Raw genomic sequence first — 18,747 nt, 5'->3', positions numbered from 1 at the left:
CCCTAACTCGACCGCCGCCGTCGGTGGTACCGATGCGCGCGTTCCGGATCGCCTACGACGGCACCGACTACTACGGATACCAACGCCAGCCGGAGGTTCCGACCGTCGAGGACGCCATCTTCGACGCACTCCGTGCGCTCTCGGTTCTCGAGGACGACGAGGAAAAGCCGACGAGGTACGCCGCGGCCGGGCGCACCGACGCCGGCGTCTCCGCGCTCGCCCAGACCGTCGCCCTCGAGGCGCCGGACTGGCTCACCCCGCGAGCGGTGAACGCCGAACTCCCGGCCGACGTCCGGGCGTGGGCCGTCGCGGACGCCCCCGACGGATTCCACGCGACCCACCATGCGACCCGCCGGGAGTACACGTACCATTTGTACGCGCCCGCCGCCGGCTCGAGGGCGGACCGGAACGACGCCGAATCGGGCGGGCTCGCGCGCGAACGGGCCGTCGAAGACGAGCGATTCGCGGCCGCCTGTACGGCGCTCTCCGGCGCTCACGACTTTCACAACCTCACGCTGGACGACGATAACACCGAGCGCTCGCCGACGCTCGAGGCGAGTCGTGACGGAGACTACCTCGTCGTCACCGTCGTCGCCGACGGCTTCGCCCGCGAACTGGTTCGGCGGCTGGTCTCGCTCGCACGAGCGGTCGGAACGGGCGAGACGTCCCTCGAGAAGATCGACCGGGCGCTCGCGCCCGACCCGTTGCCCGGTCACGAGGGAATCGCCCCCGCGCCGCCGGAGCCGCTCGTGTTGACCGACGTCGCGTACCCAGCGCTCTCGTTCGAGATCGATTCCCAGGCGGCCGAGAGCGCTCGAGCCGTCTTCGACTCGCGGTCGGTCGAACGGAAAACCGGCGCTCGAGTCGCCCGCCACGTCGCCGACGGCGTTCGGTGATCGACACTCGGCTGGGACCGACGGAGAGAGGTCGACTCGGGGCGGTCTCTCTCTCCCTCGAGTGGTCTCCGCACGAACACTCGAGCGCCTCGTGTACGAGCGTTTTTTACCACCCGGAACACACCTCGGCGCATGGAACTGTCGCCGGAAGAGTACGGTGCCTACTGGCGTGCCTCGATTCGCATCGCGGGTGGGATCCTCGTCGTCTACCTGAGCTACCGGTTCGTACTCACGCACTTGCTCTCACACCCCGACGCCGCACCGGTCCTGATGGGCGTCTTTCTCTTTGCCGTAATCGTCTTCGCCGGGACGTTCCTCGCGATACTCGGCGTGGCTCGCGTCGTCCGAACCGCGGTCGATGCGGAGGTGCGCGGCTGACTCGAGTCGGCGAACGGACTAATTTTCGCGGCTGGCCCAACTCTCCGATCGTCCGGTTGAGACGGGATAACGCACGACATCCGTAATAAAATACCCTCATTCGTGGGGCAGAACGCGGAGAAATGGTCGCCACCGACGTTCGAACGTTATGCACGAACAGGTAGTGCGACCCGACGACGCGCCCCGGTGGCCGGACGACCTCGCCGACGAAGTCGAGCGGATTCGCGATGCCGGCATCGCGGGCGCCGGCGGCGCCGGATTTCCCACCCACGCGAAGTGGGAACGGGCGGATTCGACGGAGTATCTCCTCGTCAACCACCAGGAGAGCGAGCCGAACTACGTCGTCGACAAGTGGCTGGGGAAGACCCGCGCCCGGGAGTTCGCCGAACTGTTCGACCGCCTGCTCGAGGACGTTTTCGACGTGATCGTCGTGAGCGCAAAGCGGACCGACCGCGAGGCGTACCTGCGCTCTCTCGAGGCCGAGACCGGCGGAACGATCCGCGCGCCCGAGGAGTTGCCACTCGAGGTCGAATCAGAGTCAGGCGTCGTGTTCGCGTACACCGATCCGACCTACCAGTACGGAATGGAGAGCGTCCTGTTGAACGTCGTCGCCGACACCGTGATCGGGAGCGACCTCCCCGCGGACCACGGCTGGCTCGTCCAGAACACCGAGACGATCTACAACGTCTCGCAGGCGTTCCGAGAGGCACGGCCGGTCACGTCCACCTACGTCCACGTCGACGGGAACGTCCCCCGCCACCGGTTTCTCGAGGCGCCGATCGGGACCCCCGCGAACACACTGCTCGAGGCGGCGGGAGTCCCACCGGAGTCACTGCCGTCGGACGCCGTCGTCGCCTCGGGTGGCCCCGGCTGGTGTTTCGCGGTAGACTCCCCGCCGCGGGAGTTCGGGGTGACGAAGGCGACGAACGGCCTGCTCGTCCTCGAGGAGTCGACGGTCGAGGACAACACGCTCGGGGACGGCCGAATCGACGTCCTCGAGTCGCGTGCGTGGGGCGATGGTGATCTCGAGACCGAGCCGACGGCGACGCTCGAGCCCGCTCGCGTTCGGATTCCGCTCATCACGAACCCGGCCTTCGAAGAGACCGTCCGCCGAGCCGAGCCCGTCGTTGACCCCGGTGATCGGGTCGAGACGGGACAGGTCGTCGCGGCGTCGGTGCCCGAGGGAATCAGCATCCCACAGCACGCATCGATCGACGGGACCGTAACCGCTGTCGACGAGACGGCCGTCGAGATCGAAGCCGGCGACCGCTTCTGACGGCGTCCTCGACACGATTTCTCGTGTGCTGTGACTGATGGCCGTCCGCGTCACGAACCCGTTCGACACTCTTTACCACCTTCGCTCCGAAGCGGCGCCCATGAGTTCCGTTCCCGATCGCTCCGAGGTCGACGAGGAATATACCTGGGACCTCGAGAGCATCTACGCGACCGACGACGACTGGGAGGGCGCCTACGAGAGCGTCGCCGACCGGATCGACGAACTCGAGAGCTACGAAGGGCGAGTCGCCGAGGACGCGGGGACCCTCCACTCGGTGCTCGAACTCCGCGACGAGATCATGCGAGAGGTATCGACCGTCGCCGCCTACGCCCGGATGCGCCGAGACGAGGACACCACGAACCAGCAATACCAGGCGCTGACTGCCCGATCGCAGTCGCTGGCGGCCGACGCCTCCTCCGCGGCGTCGTTTATCGATCCCGAGATCCAGGAGCTGACCCACGAGGAGTTCGAGGAGATGATCGAAGCGGAGTCGGACCTCGAGACGTACGACCACTACGTCGACGACGTGCTCCGGATGAAACCCCACACCCGCTCTGCCGAAGTCGAGGAGTTGCTGGCCGAACTCGGGGAAGTCACCGGTGCGACGGGCGAAGTGTACAACATGCTCTCGAACGCGGACATGTCCTTCCCCGCGGTCGAAGACCCCGACGGAGAGGTCGTCGAGATCACCCAGAGTAACTTCACGAACTTACTGAAACGACCCGACAGAGACCTGCGCCGGCGCGTTTACGAGTCGTACTTCGACGAGTGGGGATCGATGCGGAACACGGTCGCCGCGGCCTACAAGAACAGCGTCAAAGCGGACGTCAAGACCGCTCGAGCACGCAACTACGATACGGCACGCGAGGCCGCCCTCGACGGGCCGAACGTCCCCGTCGAAGTCTACGATACGCTCGTCGACACCGTCCACGACAACCTCGAGAAGCTCCACCGCCACACCGAACTCAAACGCGAGGCGCTCGAGGTTGACGAACTTCGAATGTGGGACCTCTACATGCCGCTGACCGGCGACGAGGGCCCCGACCTCGAGTACGAACAGGCCACCGAGTACGTCGTCGACTCGCTCGAACCGCTCGGCGAGGAGTACCAATCCCGCGTCGCGGAGGGACTCGAATCGCGCTGGGTCGACGTCTACGAGAACGAGGGCAAACAGTCGGGGGCCTACTCCAGCGGGACGTACGACACCCAGCCGTTTATCCTGATGAACTACCAGGACGACGTCTCCTCGATGTACACGCTCGCCCACGAACTCGGCCACTCGATGCACTCCGAACTGACGAAAGAAGAACAGCCCTACGTCTACTCGGGCTACGAAATCTTCGTCGCCGAGGTCGCGAGCACGGTCAACGAGGCGCTGTTGACGAATCACCTCCTCGAGACCGTCGACGACCCCGAACTCAAGAGACACGTCCTCAACGAGTTCCTAGAGCGCGTCAGGTCGACGCTCTACCGCCAGACGCTGTTCGCCGAGTTCGAACACCGCAGTCACGAACTCGAGGAGGCCGGCGAACCGCTCACCGCGGACAGGCTGGACGAACTCTACCGCGGTCTCAAGGAGGAGTACTACGAGCCCGCCGTCGTCGACGACCGCATCGCCCGCGAGTGGATGCGCATCCCCCACTTCTATCGGGCCTTTTACGTCTACCAGTACTCGACCGGCATCTCCGCCGCGCTCGCCGTCGTCGATCGCATCCTCGAAGACGGAGAGTCCGCCGCCGCGGACTACCGAACGTTCCTCCGGCAGGGCTCACGCGAGTACCCCCTCGAACTGTTGCGGACCGCTGGCGTCGACATGAGTTCCTCGGAACCGATCGATCGAGCACTGGCGACTTACGGCGATCGACTCGAGGAGTTAACCGAGTTACTCGAGTAGAGCACGATCACCGTCTCTATTGTAACAACTGCAACGGTTTGCATACCGATCGCCGATCCGTCCGGCGCTCAGGTGCGCAATGCCGTGCAGTGGCTACTATAGCAGTTTCGAACAACCGGGTAACGACCGATCGGTACCTGGTCGATCGTATAGTGGGATCCAATATCCAGACGGAGTCCCGCGGCTCTCGTTCAAAAATTCTCGAACGGCGATGGCTCAGACGGAGAACCCGAGTGCGGCACAGAGGAAGTCACCGCTTCGCTGGCACCCGTATCGATCGATCACCTCGACGACAGCCAGACAGAACGCGGCACAGCCACCGGCGGCGATCGGGTTTGCGGTCCGTAGACAGATCCGTGCACACGCCGAACGTTGAACCTGATCTCCGTACCGGTCACAGACCTCCGACACGACCGCGATGCATAGCCCAGCGCTAATGACCCCTGGCACGCTCGGCAACGATTGCGTACCGACCTCCGATTCGCCCTCGAGTTCCGACATGGACCGAGAGACGGTAAATTCGTCGATGCTCTCGACGTCCCGGCTCGAGTCGGCCGTTCCAGCGTCGGTCGTCTCAGTGTCGGCCGTTCCAGCGTCGGTCGTCGCGACCTCAGCGTCGGACTCTTCGAACGCAACGACGTCGACGGTAAAGTCGATCTCCCCGGTTGCCTCGTTCTGTTCGCCGCTGACGACGAACGCCCACGCGGCGACGGGGACGTGTCTCCCATTCCCGTCCTCGGATTCGACGATCAGCGCGTTGAGTAGCGCTATCTCCTCTTCGTCTTCACTGTGAAACGGAACGAACAGACTCACCGGATCGAGTTGCTCGAACTCCTCGGTATCGATGGCCACTTCCGCTCTCTCCTCGAGGGAGAGGTCGCCAGCCGAGACGGGGATCGCGACCGCGTCCTGCATCGCTCGATTGAACCCTTTCTCGGAGAGGTTCCGGTAGAGTTTCCGCGATTCATCCGATCGACGACTGGCTGCGGTGTACTGGCGGACCTCCGAGCCGGTGAGCAGATCGTCGGGCTCTGTTGCACCCGCAGTGCCCAGCATTCCTGTCCCGATTCCAGCGACACCGGTGGCGCCGACCGCTTTCAAAATCGCTCGCCGATTCGCTGACGTTTCTTCTGAATCGCCATCTGGATTCCCTCCCGACATGGAAATATCCAATAATTATAATCATACACTTATATCTTTATTTTGTAACCATATTTCATTATTCGTTCTCGAAGAGGTCTACTTTTATTCTCCGACGTCGAGGATCGAAGTCACAATCGTCCCGCCGAGCGAGCGCCATACGGTCTCAGAACACCGAACACCGTCATCCGATCGATCGAAACGGTTTCAGCAATCGGCGGACGGCCCGCCGAACCCAATATACGAGTCCGAGACGGTTCTCTTCGAGAGCGTACCCTTCGGCGTTCGAGACGACGAAGTCGTCTTCCTCGAGTGTCGTAAGGGCATCGTGGACGCGCGCCCGGTCGACACCCAGTTCGGCCGCGAGCGCCTCGTCCGTCTGGGGCGAGTCGGCGTTTCTGAGTGCATCTCGGAGTTCATAGAGGAGCGCCGCCTGTATTCTGTCGTCCTCGGGCAACCGATCCTGAGGGGGCTCTCCCGTGGTTCCGACGAGTACGTCGAGAAGGAGCCACAATGCGATCAACACGAGAAGCGGGACGAGCCATCCGACGTCCGTCCAGTACAATACGGTTACGGCGGTCCCGACGACAATGACGCCAAGGAGGACCACGACCGACACCGTCCGAGAGGTCAGACGATCCGTGGACGGTAAGAGCCACACGGCCCTCACGAGAACGACGAAGCCGAGTATCGCGACTGTTGCGTCGCTCCCGACGTCGAGAATCAAATACAGCAACACACCGAGAAGGACCAGATGGCCCACTTCACGAGCGAGGGTTGAAAAGTATTTCTCGAACATTTCTCGGAAATACCGCGGTCCTCCTATTAAAATTACCGTTGGTATCGAAGTGTTTGAGCGGATCGTACCCGCCGGAGTCCAGCGGTTCGAATCGACAGCGTCGGCGCGAGCGCGTTCGAGGTGATCGGATAGATATACTGCCGGACAGAACGATAGTAGCCACTGAAAGTCAATGCACACCTGATCGCACGACAGCTGTGCGATCAGTGTGTAAATCGTTTCAGTTGTTACTATATTTGAAGATCGGTCGCTCTACTGCGGCCGTCACCCGTGGGGACGGCCGCGAGTTCGCGACCGACTTCTCACTGACTTCTGTCCGGCAGTATACAGTAACAACTGAAACGATTCCCCCGCTCGCACTCGAGCGGCCAGCACGACTCGTTCGGGCCACAGTTCGCGTGTGGGGTGCATCGACGCAAAACGACGACGATGGACCACCACGGTCCGCGGTCGTCGACGGGCTGTCCCACTGCAAGAACCACCCGCGACCCAAAGGCACATTTATCACCGGGAACTTATCGGTGCACGTCAGGATGTCTCGAAGCCCGTCTCTCCCCGACCGACCCCATCGCGATATCGACCCCGATCTCCCCGACGACGAGCGACTCGAGGCGCTCAGCGGTCACTACGAGGACCTCGTGGAAGTCAACGACCAGCTTTCGGGTCAACTCGACGAGGCCGAGGAGCGCCGCGAGCGCCTGCGCGAACAGGTCGACCGCGTCGAACGCGAGAACGAGACACTCAAGAGCTCGTCGCTGTACATCGCGACCGTCGAGGACGTCCTCGATGACGAGGAAGTCATCGTAAAACAGCACGGAAACAACCAGGAGGTGCTCACCGAGCTCTCGCCGCGTCTCGCCGACCGGGTTTCCGCCGGTGACCGCGTGGCCGTCAACGACTCCTTTGCGATCCAGACGATCCTCGAGGCGGAGACCGACGCGCGCGCCCAGTCGATGGAGATCACCGAGAAGCCCGCTGTCGGCTACGAGGACATCGGCGGCATCGGCGAGCAGGTTCGTGAGGTCCGCGAGGCCGTCGAACAGCCCCTCGCCCAGCCGGAACTCTTCGAGGAGGTCGGCATCGATCCACCGAGCGGCGTCTTGCTGTACGGTCCACCGGGGACCGGGAAGACGATGCTCGCGAAGGCCGTCGCGAACAAAACCGACGCGACGTTCATCAAGATGGCGGGCTCCGAACTCGTCCGCAAGTTCATCGGCGAAGGCTCGCGGCTCGTCCGCGACCTCTTCGAGATGGCCCGCGAACGCGAACCCGCCATCATCTTCATCGACGAAATCGACGCCATCGCCACCACACGAACGGAGTCGAAGACCTCGGGCGACGCCGAGGTCCAGCGAACGATGATGCAACTGTTGAGCGAGATGGACGGCTTCGAGGCCCGCGGCGAGATTCGCATCATCGCCGCGACGAACCGCTTCGACATGCTCGATCGCGCAATTTTGCGACCGGGCCGATTCGACCGCCTCATCGAAGTCCCCGAACCCGACCGCGAGGGCCGCGAACGGATCCTCGAAATCCACACCCGCGGTATGAACGTCGGCGACGACATCGACTTCGCGACGCTCGCCGACGACACCGAGGGCTACTCCGGGGCCGACATCGAGAGTCTGGCGACCGAGGCCGGCATGTTCGCCATCCGCAACGATCGCGACGAGGTCCACTACGAGGACTTCCTCGAGGCCGTCGAGAAGATCGAGAACGACGACTCGAGCGACGTCGTCTCCTCCGCCGGCTACTTCTACCAGTAGGTATCGTCGATCGGAACCGGGAGTCGGGCTCTCGAGTCGACCGGCGCCGTACGCGCTCGGTCGGGTGTTTCGTCGGACCAACGTGTTGCACCGATGGCTCTCGAGTACGCGTTCGGCCCCCCCGCGTAGTCGATATCTGACACTTATGCCCGAATAGTCGACGATTTTACGTTGCTCTCCTAACAACTGTCGTCGATGAGCGACGATCACGCCGATCCCGATCACGGAGGCGAGATTCACCACCTCGAGATTTCCGCCTCGGATCTCGAGAGCGCGATCGACTTCTGGGACTGGTTGTTGACGGAACTCGGTTACGAATCGAAGAACTCGTTCGACGGCGGACGCTCCTGGGTCAACGGGCCGACGTACGTCGTGGTCCAGCGATCGGATCACCCGGACCGGCCGTTCGTTCGACGGGCCCCAGGGATGGACCACGTCGCGTTCCACGCGTCCTCACGCAGTCAGGTGGATACGATCACGGAAGGCGTCCGAAATCGCGACGACGCGTCGGTTCTCTACGAGGACCGCCACCCCTACGCAGGCGGCTACTACGCACTCTACTGCGAGGGGCCGGACGACGTGGTCGTCGAAGTCGTCGGCCCTGAGGAAGGCTAACCTCTAACTCCAATAGCCATTTCCGGAAGATATTTGTTTGTACTTACGGTCGTATTTTTATGACAGTCGGCGACTTCGAACGGTACGCTAACATCCGTCGCGCAAACGGGCCATCGATCGATCAAGACGGAAGTCGACTCGCTTTTCTGCTGGATGTGACGGGGGTGCGGCAACTGTATCGGATCGACGGACCGCGGGATTGGCCACAACAGCTCACCTTCACGGACGAACGGGTCAGCTTCGCTGCCTGGTCGCCCACGAGAGACGAGTTGATATTTGGAATGGACGAAGGCGGTAACGAACACACCCAGCTGTTCCGAATCGACGGGGACGGACACCGGACGACACAGCTGACTGACGCCTCCGGTTCAATTCACCGCTGGGGGGCGTGGAGTTCCGACGGTTCGAGATTCGCGTATACAGCCAATAGACGGGACCACTCGAGTTTCGACGTCTACGTACAGAAGCGAAACGAGTTCGGTGACGACGCGAGGCTCGTCTACGAGGGCGAGGGAATGCTCTCAGTGGTCGGATGGTGTCCGGACGACAACCGACTCGCGATCTGTCGGGACCGCTCGAGTTTCGACAGGGAACTTCTCGTTCTCGAGGTCGAGTCCGGACGCTGTCTCCGGGTCACGGATCACACCGACGGCGTCCGATACGACGACATCAGGTGGGGACCCGGAGGCGAATCACTCTACTGTGCCACGGACAGGGGCTCCGATACGAAGTATCTCGCCCGAATCGAGGTCGCTACGGGGGCGGTCGAGACCGTCGTCGAACGTGGGGAGTGGAACATCGAGTGTTTCGATCTCGAGCCGAACAGTCGTCGAGTCGTTTTCGGAACCAACGTGGACGGCTACACGAAGTTAACGACGGGGGAACTCGTCGACGATCTTACTGTGCGAGAGTTTCCCACCCCGGCGCTTCCGTCGGGCGTATATCGAAACCCGTGTTTCGCCAACGACGGCTCGACGGTCGCGTTAACGGTAAGCGGGAGCGTCGAGAACGAAAATATCTACGTACTCGAAGTCGCGACCGGTGCCAGCCATCGCTGGACCGACGTCGCGACCGCCGGCATTCCGAAAGAGTCGTTCGTCGAACCCGAACTGATCCGTTACGAATCGTTCGACGGCCTCGAGGTTCCAGCATTTTTCTCGGTTCCGGCCGACGCGACGGCCGAGCAAATGCCAGTGATCGTCGACATCCACGGCGGACCGGAAAGTCAACGCCGGCCACGGTTCAACGGAATCAAACAGTACTATTTACAGCGAGGGTACGCGTATTTCGAGCCAAATATCCGCGGGTCGTCCGGATACGGTCGGATCTACTCGCAACTCGACGACGTCGAGCGCCGGGTGGACGCGATCGAGGACGTCAAAGCTGGCGTTGACTGGCTTCAGAATCAACCGGAAGTCGATCGGAGACGGATCGTCGCGTTCGGCGGATCGTACGGTGGGTTCGTCGTACTGGCCGCGATGACCGAGTATCCCGAACTGTGGGCTGCTGGAGTGGACCTGTTCGGCATCGCGAATCTGATTACGTTCCTCGAGAACACTGGCGAGTGGCGACGCGAACACCGCGAGTCCGAATACGGGTCGCTCGAGGACGACGCCGAGTTCCTCGAGTCGATCAGTCCGATACACGACGTCGAGCGGATCGAAGCCCCTCTCCTTGTGCTTCACGGAAGAAACGATCCTCGCGTTCCCGCGAGCGAAGCAGAACGGATCGTCGAGAAGGTCGCAGAGCAGGAGGTTCCCGTCGAAAAACGGATATTCGAGGACGAAGGTCACGGATTTACGAAACGGGAGAACCTGCTCGAGGCGTACTCGATTATCACCGCGTTTCTGGACGAGCACGTCGAGTAGCGGTCGTCGTCCTGGATTCGAACGAATTATGATTTCATCACAGCAAGATGCGAGAAATTATTAAGTGTTGGCAAGTGAATCCGTCTCTATGGACCTGATGAATACTATTGGCGAGTACCGATCGTTATTCTCCAATCGGATGTACCGAATACTGTTTAGCGGTCGGATCGTCACGCTCATCGGTGACAACCTCTACATCGTTGCGGCGATGTGGTTGGTGTACGAGCTAACTGGGTCCACGTTCTTTACCGGACTTGCGGCCTTCCTTGGACGGGTACCGACGACGCTCAGTTTTCTCGTTGGCCCAATCGTGGACAGCCGTAATCCAAGACTCATTCTGACGGTTACACAACTCGTTCAGATGGCGGTTGTCCTTCTCGTGCCGATTGTGGTCGTCGTCGGACAGCTCGATATCGCAGTCGTGCTCGTCGTTATGTTTCTCGTTTCGCTTACCGACCAGTTTTCGGGGCCGGCGATGGATGCAGCCCTTCCGCGAATCGTCGGTAGCGAACAGTTGGTGAAAGCGAACTCAATGTTTACGTTTACGCGTCGCGGAATGGAGGCTGGAAGCAAAGCAGCGGCCGGAATTCTCATCGGCGTACTCGGGGCTGTCGCAATTTTTCTCGTGAACGCGTTTACATTCCTTCTCGGCGCGCTCATTTTTACACTGCTTCGTGTTCCCGACCCTAATCGGCGGGAGACGACCTCCGATGGCGGCGCCGAAACACTCCGAACGAAACTGCGAAACTACCTCGATAACCTGTACGAGGGGACGGCGATCATCGGACACTCGGCCGTCCTGTATATCGTTCTCGGAACGGGGATCGCGAACTTTCTCAACGGGTTGTCGATAGCAGTTCTCCCGGCCTACGCCGACTCGATCTCCGGTACTGCCGATGTGGCGGGCCTGATCGGGGGTGCCTCGACGTACGGAATCCTCTATGCGGGCGTCGGACTTGGGCTCTTTCTCGGCGCGGCACTCGCTTCAGAGTTCGAGAGGTATTCGTTTGGACTGGCAACGGTCGGCCTATTCGTTTGGACCGCTGCTGCGTGGATCGGCGCAGTCGCGCTCGGGTCCGTCTTCCCGACGGCGGTGTTGTTTACGATCGCCTGGATCCCGATCGGAATATACAACATCCTGTCGATATCCCTCCTCCAACAAGGAGTTCCCGACCGGCTGCTCGGACGGGTGATGGCAACGAGTGCAAGTGTCTCGAGCCTTCTGACCTCCGTCGGCATTCTCCTGGGCGGTGCGGCCGGCGAACTCGTTCTCACGTCGACGGTCATGATGTTGGCTGGAGCAGGATTCTTCGTCGTCGGCCTGTACTGGGCAGCCGCACCGACCGCTCGTGGAATCCCATCGATCGACGAGACGGACGCCGGGGTTTTCGACCTCGACTCCAGGGATACGCCGTAACTCGCTTTCGTCGAGCCAGAATGCCGGTTCAGACATGTTAATAACAAATTGAAAACGTGTCTAATTACTATCCATTCCCTAGCCTTATTATACTTGGTAATGGCCACTAGGATGGTCAACAATGACCATGAGACAAGTTAGCTCGAGCGTGAAGAGCAACGGCGGCTTCTCGGAAGTCACAGTGTTCGACGATAGCGACAACCTGCACAAACGGATCGAAGTGTTCAGGGCGAGTCAGCCGATGGACAAGTTCGGAGTCACGGCGGCCGGTAGCACGGCGAAAGCGGTCTGCGGCGAGGATCACCTCGGCCCACGGAGCAACCAGATCTATCGGAACATTTACTCCGAGGGACAGAGCGAAAACCGCTTGACTGCGCTCTTCGAGGTAGTCGAAGAACTTCATCCGGAGGGAGAACCTGACGGATCGTGGGAGGTGCGTGCGAGGGACGTCGACGTAAACAGTCCTGCGTTCGGCGAAGTGCTCCGGATCAGGCTCAGCCCACACAGCGAGGACAGTGAAAAGTACGACCTCACGTACGAACTTCGCGATCCCGACGCCGATTCGTCGCTCGTCCTGTCGCCGATGGACGAGCCAGTTACCGAACAAGCGCCGGATCTCGTCGACATCAGCAGTGACGTGGCCCAACTGGGGAAACTCAGCGACAGAATCGACGAAAATCCGGTCGAGTTCACCGTCGACAACTCGACCACCGGACGTGAGATCGACGAGAGTCTGTCGCCGCTGATGGAACTCCAGACCGATCCGGACTACAAGGTGTACATGGACAACCTCGAGAGCTACATGCGGTTCGGCGATTACGGCCCCAAGTCCACCCACCCCGGAACGAACCTGATCGGGGAGGACGCCGAGAAGATCGCGGATTATCTCGTCTGGCGAGAGTACCGGATCGATATGCTGACTCGCGGGCGGCCGTTCCTGCCGGAGATGGCGGATGCAACCGATCCCGTGGAGGGGCCCGTCGCAGCCACTGACACGGACTCGAAGCCCGGCGTCTATTCACTGTTCGTGATGGCGAACGAACTCGACATCACGCTGTACGAACTCATCCTCGACAAAGTCTACAGCGATTACAGCGGAATTCCGATGAAGCAAGCTCCCGGCAGTCGATTGGAAACCGGTGACGAACCCGTGGTCGACGCGAAACGCGCGATCAAAACAGCTGGTGACGTCGCCGAAGCGTTCTACCTTCGATCCAGCGAGGGTGGAACTGATCCTGCGGCACCGTCCGAAGCCGCGAGAAAGCCGACAGAGTCGGACGACTGATACGGAATCCTGTACCGATGTACCGGCTACCGGCACGACCGCAAGAAGGGCGCGGTTGTGCCGGAACCCACGGACAGCTGTCCGTATCGGCCGGTCTGCTGAACTGATTTCCGTTGTAGCCGCGAATAGTTCGTAGCTGCACCCGAAATGACCGGGAGCGGATCGTTCGAAACGACCGACGGATCTCACTCCGCCCTCCAGACGAACCAGGATGGTAAACGGGATAGTACCGCCGGATGTCGATAGCGATGGTTAACGCTCGAGGAAGCGACGTCGAGCGTGTTCCGTGACAGTGTCTCGAGACTCCGAATCCCGAACCGCAACGCCTTACGCCGTGCGTCCCCGAGCGCGCCTATGAGTTCGATCCGAGTCGTCTGGGGGGCCGCCTCGGGACCGACGGCGATGGCATCCTACGACGCCGCACTCGCCGACGCGGGCGTCGAAAACTACAATCTCGTCGCCGTCTCCTCGGTGATCCCTGCGGGCGTCGGCGTCGAGACCGTCGGAACCGCGCCGGATCTCGGCCCCGCCGGCGAGCGCCTGACCGTCGTCGAATCTCGAGCGACCGCCGCCGGTGACGAACGCAGCGAAGCAGACACCCAGGTAAGCGCGGCGCTCGCGTGGTCCCGGGACGTCGACGGTGGTCCGGGACTGTTCTACGAGTACGGCGGAAGAACCGACGCGAACGACGCCGAAGAACGCGTCCGAGCGGGGCTCGCCGCGGGCCAGGAGCTTCGTGGCTGGCAGTTCGACGAGCCGTCGGTCGTCTGCGAGAGCGTCGACGTCGACCCTGGCGGGTACACCACAGCAGTCGTCCTCGCCGTCTACGGCGAGAGCGAACCGATTTTGTAATCCGTTGATACGGCGAAGAGACACGACCGTCCGGCCCCAGCCGTGCGGATTGTTCGCATTCATCGAAAGCGAACGTTTTTGATTGCCCATCCCGTTGGTGCGGGCACAGACTTCTATGAACGGAAATACGCCGTACGCAGGGCTGCCAGGTGAGACGCAGGCCGGAAAGCGAGCAGCGGCGGACGTTCCGACTCTCACGAGTACACAGAAACGACTGCTTCATCGCGACGTCTCGCGGATCGCCGCCCGGACCCGCGAGTTCCTCCCGGACGAGTACGTCGTCGACGCCGACGTCTCGAGCGGCGTTGGGGGACCCCAAGTCACGGTCGCGGTCAGGCCGCCGGTCGGCCACGCCGTCAGTGCCGGCTTCACCCCCAACCTCGAGAACGCAACCGAGGAGATAATCACGTCCGACGAGCGAAGCGAGGTCGCCCGCGGGCTGGCCGCAAGCGCCGCCCTCCAGGTGAAACGGGCGGTAAGCGACAACGTGACGCCGACCGGGAAGTAAGGCCTCAGACGGACTGCTGTCCATCATTTTCGGGCGACCACGACCCGTTCTGCGGTCGCTCCGGTAAATCGGTACGACAGTCGTATCAAAAGCAGGTGACGAGTTCGCCGGACTCGATCGGATCCGCCGGTTCCTGATGGTGATCCGTTTCGACGCGGGCAGCACCTGTCTCGTCGATCGCGTAGACGGCCGCACTCGAGAGGTCGCCGATATCGACGACGTCGGAGTCGTGATCTCTGTACTCGACACCGACCATTAACTCGAGACGTACGACGAAAATGTCGTCGTACCAGTCGAACGTCTCGGTCGCCGGAACGGTGGCGGTGTAACTCGTGATCGTCTCGTTTTCGGGACAGACGTCCGCGTTTTGCTGATACGAACGCTCGTGGTCTTTTGCGAAGATGAGGGCGGTCGATTCGGTGACCTCGTCGGGCGGTTTCGGGTACGCTACGGTGCCGACGGTCTCGTAGGCGGTGTCACCAGCCTCGAAGACGTACTCGCCGGCCTCGACGTCACACGACGGCCGGCGGGCCGATTCGCAGTCGAACTGCTGGGCGACCGTCTGTTCGGTTTCCGCCTCGCCGTCCGTCTCGTTTTCCGATTCACCGCGGGTTTGGTTCCGATTCGGATCGGCGTCTCCGCCAGCCCCCACCGAATCGGTGACCGTCCGATCGTGACTCGAGTCACTGGCGGTTCCATCGACCCAAAACCCGTCGAGACAGCCCGCGAGCGCGCCCGTCACTGCGGCAGTTCCGAGCAGTCGACGCCGCTTCATACAGCGACCCACTTGTCGGAATAGTAAATGTTTTTTGGAGCGAACTGCTGGCGTACCCTTCCACTCTCCGATGGCCGAAACCGGTGTCCGAATATCCGATGACTGCCACTCACACGGTTTCCGTCCGTCGGTTCCGGTACGACCCGATCCCACCGCCAGATCGGGGTAGTAGTCCGATCAGTACAGTAGCTGTTCGATCTGGTGTGCTCGACGCTCGAGGTCGAAGGCCGGTTCGACCGACGGATCGCGCTGGAGTCGATCGATGGCGAGCAGAGGGTCGGCACCCGCGCGTTCGACCTCACGGAAGAGCGACTCGATCGTCGACCGATTCGTCGCGAGCGACGTACAGTGCCCAAGCGCCAGCGCGAGCGGGATCGCACGGTCGGCGCTTTCTGGAAACGAGTCGCTGACGCGTGAGAAATCTGGATCTATCGACTGAGCGGGGCTCGAGCCGGCTGGCTCGAGTGTGAGACACCGCGTACAGAACTCGACGTCGCTCGCCGATTCGGGTGTGTACTCGCGAAACTCGGACGGGACGGCAAACGAAACCGTCGGCGCTTCGCACTCGAGACAGGCCATAGCAGTGAGATCGATGCCCTCGTCCGAAACGGTATCGGTCGGAGACGGGCGCCGGAGGTCCGCTCAGTTGCCGGGGACGCCGCCTGCAGTCGCCTGTTCCATCTCGGGTTCCTCGGCCGCTTCTTCTTCGGCCTCGCGTTCTTCCTTTTCCTCCTGTTCTTTCTTCTCTTTGATCTTCTTCAGACGGAACGTCTCCTCGCGTTCCTGTTCTTCGAGTTTCTGCTCGATGTACTCCTGGTTCTCGTAGAGTTCGGGCAAGAGTTTGAACTCGAGGGCGTTGACACGGCGTTTGGTCGTCTCGATCTCGCGGAGCATCTTCTTCATCGCGGTCTCGACTTCCGCGGCGAGGATGATGCTCTCGAGGAGATCTTCGTAGGCCTCTGCGGCCTCGTCGATTCGGGCGGAGGTGCCCATGATCCCGTAGCCGCGCTCGTCGAGACTCTTCGAGACGCGCGAGGACTCGATCTGCGGGACGACGACGCCCATGATGTTCTTCGACTCGGTGGTGATCTCGGGGTGTTCCTGGAGTGCCGCGGCGGCCCCGCGAACGGCGACGTCACCCTCCATCGCGCGAGCCATGTTGATCTTCTTCTGGGCCTCCTGGTAGTCGTCGGAAAGCTCACCGCGGACGTCCTGGGCCTTGTCCAGGATGTCCATGAACTCCATGATCAGCCCGTCCCGTTTCTTTTCCAGGGTGCCGTGACCCCGCTCGGAGAGTTCGATGCGATCCTCGATCTCCATCAAATTCTTGCGGGTTGGTTTGACGTCCTTGGCCATCTTGGTGGTGGCTTGCGTTCCCAGTCGGATAACTGTTTACAGTTTCAGTCGGCGGGTTTCGGCCCGCTCGGCGTCGTCGGCAGGCTCGAGTCGAACCGAAGCCGGACCGTCGCCTCGAGACGAACGTCAGCAGACGAAGACAGAGCGTCGTCTCGAGGCGAGCGCCGAAGCGTCCGAAGTCGACGACGGATTCACCCAAGAAACAGGTCGACCATGTCGTTCGTCCGCCCGCCTTTGTACAGTTCCGCGTAGCCGCAGTTCGTACAGGAGACGACCCGGAACCGGCGGTTCTGGATGTCGAAGAACTTCGAGAGTCCGGTTCCCGTCGTCGAGATGTCGTCGACCTCGGTCTCGGTGTGGCCGCACTTCGGACAGCCGTGTTCGTCTCGGTCGTGATCGTTCATACCCGGTAGTGTCAGACGAGTATGGTAAATGTCTTCCGGTGGGCGGTCGAACTCGAGCGCGATGACCGGAGGTGTAATCGTCCTGTTGTTCGTCCTGTTCGGACTCGGCGCACCGCTCGTGTTGTACCTGCTGATCGACGCCGAGACGTCGAACCCGACGGTCGTCGACCGCGAGACGGCCGAGCGCGAGGCGAAAGACCGAGGCGGACGTCCGCCGAATGCACCCTCGGCCCCTTCGACGGCGACGACTGGTGAAGACGATTCCGACGACTCGAGTGCGTCCGCGAACGCCGACAACGACCGCCTCGAGTACGGCTCCTGGGGGCTCGAGTCGGATCGGGACGAACGCTGAGACGGGAATACGTATTTTCGCTCCGGCGTCGTATCGATGGACGAACCGTGTCCCAGCCAGAATCGAAACCCCTCCCCACGGATCTCGGTTCGCCAGATGCCGGTTTCGTCGCCGGCGTCGGTGCCGCCGTCGCCGTCCTGTTCGTAAGCGGCGCGATCACCGTCGCGCTCGCGGCCGGCGGGTCGACGTCCGTCGTCGTCGGCACGGTCACCACGGCGGCCACCCTCGGCCTGGTGGTCGGCGCGCTCCTCGCGAGCGGGGTCGACGGCCTCCCGGAACGGCTCGGCCAACGCCGCCGGTCGCTCGCGCTCCCGTTTCTCGTGCCAGCCGCGTTCGCGCTCGCAACTCCGATCGTCTCTCGAGTTCCGTCGATCCCGCCCGAAACCGTCGTCGGGACCGGATTCGGGCTCGTCGGGACGTTCCTCGCGGCGCTCGGAGTCGCCTCGATGGCCCGGACGCGGTACGCTCGAGCGATGGCACCCGACGAGCCATCGCTGACGGTTCCCCGACTGCACCCGAACGGCGTCCGTCGGACCCTCGGCATCGGCGTCGCGTGTCTCGCCGGGGCCGTCGCTCTCGGCTTCGTCGCTTCGTCCGGGGGAATCGACGGCGTTCCCCGGTCGTCGCTAGCGATCGCCGGAAGCGGCGTCTTCGTGGGCGTCCTCGGCCTCTCGTTTATCTTCGTCGGCCTCTCGCATCGAGTCCAGTTCGAAAATAGCGGTGAGAACACGCGTTTACACGCTCTCTTGCCGGATCGGACGCGACGGCGGGTGTACGGAACCGACTGGTCGACGAGTGCGGAATTCGATCGATCGCACCTGCCGACGCTTCGAGTCCACGACGGCGGGCTCGTCGACGAGCGTCCGCTTGGAGACCGATTCGTGCCGTGGGAGGACGTGACGGCCGTCCGTCTCGACGAGTCGACCCTGATCGTCGAGTGTCGAGGCGCGGCGACGATCCGGTGTGCTCGATCGGTGATCGACGATCCCGAGACGGTCGCGGCGACGCTCGAGCGACGGAGCGACGGAATCGATCCCGTCAATACGGGGCCACGTCAGGGCCGCGAAACGGAACGGTCCGGCTAACGTCGTAGCGTTCGGATCGAAACCCGAGTAACCGAAACAGTGTCGCTACATTGGGAGGAATCAATGCCGATAAACTGAGGG

The 18,747-nt window shown here is 62.1% G+C and carries 19 protein-coding genes; 13 read left to right on the top strand and 6 right to left on the bottom strand.

The annotated features are described in order from the left end of the window. Positions 1-32: 32 nt before the first annotated feature. From truA to pepF, 4 genes are all read left to right on the top strand, one after another. A complete protein-coding gene (gene truA, locus AB7C87_RS06800; RefSeq protein ID WP_369728673.1) occupies positions 33-896 on the top strand; it encodes a tRNA pseudouridine(38-40) synthase TruA in 864 nt (287 codons plus the stop codon). Positions 897-1,028: 132 nt separating this feature from the next. Then, complete coding sequence (locus tag AB7C87_RS06795) at positions 1,029-1,274, top strand: hypothetical protein (RefSeq protein WP_369728672.1); 246 nt, start codon at positions 1,029-1,031, stop codon at positions 1,272-1,274. A 148-nt stretch (positions 1,275-1,422) separates the two neighbouring features. Continuing rightward, the gene (locus AB7C87_RS06790) at positions 1,423-2,550 is read left to right on the top strand and encodes an NADH dehydrogenase subunit (RefSeq protein ID WP_369728671.1); all 1,128 of its coding nucleotides are present in this window, start codon (positions 1,423-1,425) and stop codon (positions 2,548-2,550) included. Positions 2,551-2,650: 100 nt separating this feature from the next. Continuing rightward, entirely contained in the window at positions 2,651-4,444 is a 1,794-nt protein-coding gene (gene pepF, locus AB7C87_RS06785; protein ID WP_369728670.1) for an oligoendopeptidase F, read from the top strand. A gap of 216 nt (positions 4,445-4,660) precedes the next feature. Here the strand turns inward: pepF and AB7C87_RS06780 are convergent, their stop codons facing one another. Both AB7C87_RS06780 and AB7C87_RS06775 read right to left on the bottom strand, forming a co-directional pair. Next, the gene (locus AB7C87_RS06780) at positions 4,661-5,605 is read right to left on the bottom strand and encodes a halocin C8-like domain-containing protein (protein WP_369728669.1); all 945 of its coding nucleotides are present in this window, start codon (positions 5,603-5,605) and stop codon (positions 4,661-4,663) included. A 163-nt stretch (positions 5,606-5,768) separates the two neighbouring features. Next, entirely contained in the window at positions 5,769-6,383 is a 615-nt protein-coding gene (locus AB7C87_RS06775) for a hypothetical protein (RefSeq protein WP_369728668.1), read from the bottom strand. Positions 6,384-6,916: 533 nt separating this feature from the next. On the opposite strand from AB7C87_RS06775, the gene pan2 reads away from it, so the two are divergent. The 7 genes from pan2 (at position 6,917) to AB7C87_RS06740 (ending at position 14,694) form a co-directional block, all read left to right on the top strand. Next, positions 6,917-8,149 carry a proteasome-activating nucleotidase Pan2 gene (pan2, locus tag AB7C87_RS06770; protein ID WP_369728667.1) on the top strand — a complete coding sequence of 411 codons (1,233 nt, stop codon included), beginning with the start codon at positions 6,917-6,919 and terminating at the stop codon, positions 8,147-8,149. Positions 8,150-8,344: 195 nt separating this feature from the next. Then, positions 8,345-8,764 (top strand): VOC family protein, encoded by a 420-nt coding sequence (locus AB7C87_RS06765; protein ID WP_369728666.1) that lies wholly within the window; start codon positions 8,345-8,347, stop codon positions 8,762-8,764. 59 nt (positions 8,765-8,823) lie between these two features. Further along, the gene (locus AB7C87_RS06760; RefSeq protein ID WP_369728665.1) at positions 8,824-10,632 is read left to right on the top strand and encodes a S9 family peptidase; all 1,809 of its coding nucleotides are present in this window, start codon (positions 8,824-8,826) and stop codon (positions 10,630-10,632) included. A gap of 88 nt (positions 10,633-10,720) precedes the next feature. After that, the gene (locus AB7C87_RS06755) at positions 10,721-12,049 is read left to right on the top strand and encodes an MFS transporter (RefSeq protein ID WP_369728664.1); all 1,329 of its coding nucleotides are present in this window, start codon (positions 10,721-10,723) and stop codon (positions 12,047-12,049) included. A 127-nt stretch (positions 12,050-12,176) separates the two neighbouring features. After that, positions 12,177-13,334: a hypothetical protein gene (locus AB7C87_RS06750; protein WP_369728663.1), complete on the top strand. Its 1,158-nt coding sequence runs from the start codon at positions 12,177-12,179 to the stop codon at positions 13,332-13,334. Between the two features lie 354 nt (positions 13,335-13,688). Next, positions 13,689-14,186 carry a pyruvoyl-dependent arginine decarboxylase gene (locus tag AB7C87_RS06745; protein WP_369728662.1) on the top strand — a complete coding sequence of 166 codons (498 nt, stop codon included), beginning with the start codon at positions 13,689-13,691 and terminating at the stop codon, positions 14,184-14,186. 115 nt (positions 14,187-14,301) lie between these two features. After that, positions 14,302-14,694 carry a DUF5811 family protein gene (locus tag AB7C87_RS06740; RefSeq protein ID WP_369728661.1) on the top strand — a complete coding sequence of 131 codons (393 nt, stop codon included), beginning with the start codon at positions 14,302-14,304 and terminating at the stop codon, positions 14,692-14,694. Between the two features lie 85 nt (positions 14,695-14,779). Here AB7C87_RS06740 and AB7C87_RS06735 read toward each other — a convergent pair whose 3' ends face one another. From AB7C87_RS06735 to AB7C87_RS06720, 4 genes are all read right to left on the bottom strand, one after another. Further along, positions 14,780-15,469 carry a hypothetical protein gene (locus AB7C87_RS06735; RefSeq protein WP_369728660.1) on the bottom strand — a complete coding sequence of 230 codons (690 nt, stop codon included), beginning with the start codon at positions 15,467-15,469 and terminating at the stop codon, positions 14,780-14,782. Positions 15,470-15,646: 177 nt separating this feature from the next. Next, positions 15,647-16,048: a DUF6276 family protein gene (locus tag AB7C87_RS06730; RefSeq protein WP_369728659.1), complete on the bottom strand. Its 402-nt coding sequence runs from the start codon at positions 16,046-16,048 to the stop codon at positions 15,647-15,649. A gap of 63 nt (positions 16,049-16,111) precedes the next feature. Then, positions 16,112-16,825: a V-type ATP synthase subunit D gene (locus AB7C87_RS06725; protein WP_369728658.1), complete on the bottom strand. Its 714-nt coding sequence runs from the start codon at positions 16,823-16,825 to the stop codon at positions 16,112-16,114. Positions 16,826-17,016: 191 nt separating this feature from the next. Further along, entirely contained in the window at positions 17,017-17,229 is a 213-nt protein-coding gene (locus AB7C87_RS06720; RefSeq protein ID WP_369728657.1) for a zinc ribbon domain-containing protein, read from the bottom strand. Positions 17,230-17,290: 61 nt separating this feature from the next. Between AB7C87_RS06720 and AB7C87_RS06715 the strand changes: the two genes are divergently transcribed. Further along, the gene (locus tag AB7C87_RS06715) at positions 17,291-17,581 is read left to right on the top strand and encodes a DUF8143 family protein (RefSeq protein ID WP_369728656.1); all 291 of its coding nucleotides are present in this window, start codon (positions 17,291-17,293) and stop codon (positions 17,579-17,581) included. Between the two features lie 47 nt (positions 17,582-17,628). Further along, positions 17,629-18,666 carry a PH domain-containing protein gene (locus AB7C87_RS06710; protein ID WP_369728655.1) on the top strand — a complete coding sequence of 346 codons (1,038 nt, stop codon included), beginning with the start codon at positions 17,629-17,631 and terminating at the stop codon, positions 18,664-18,666. Positions 18,667-18,747 lie beyond the last annotated feature (81 nt).

Origin of the sequence: Natrarchaeobius versutus (genome assembly GCF_041205745.1) — an archaeon.
GTDB classification, from domain to species: Archaea; Halobacteriota; Halobacteria; order Halobacteriales; family Natrialbaceae; genus Natrarchaeobius; species Natrarchaeobius versutus.
This window is presented reverse-complemented; position numbering and strand designations above follow the sequence as displayed.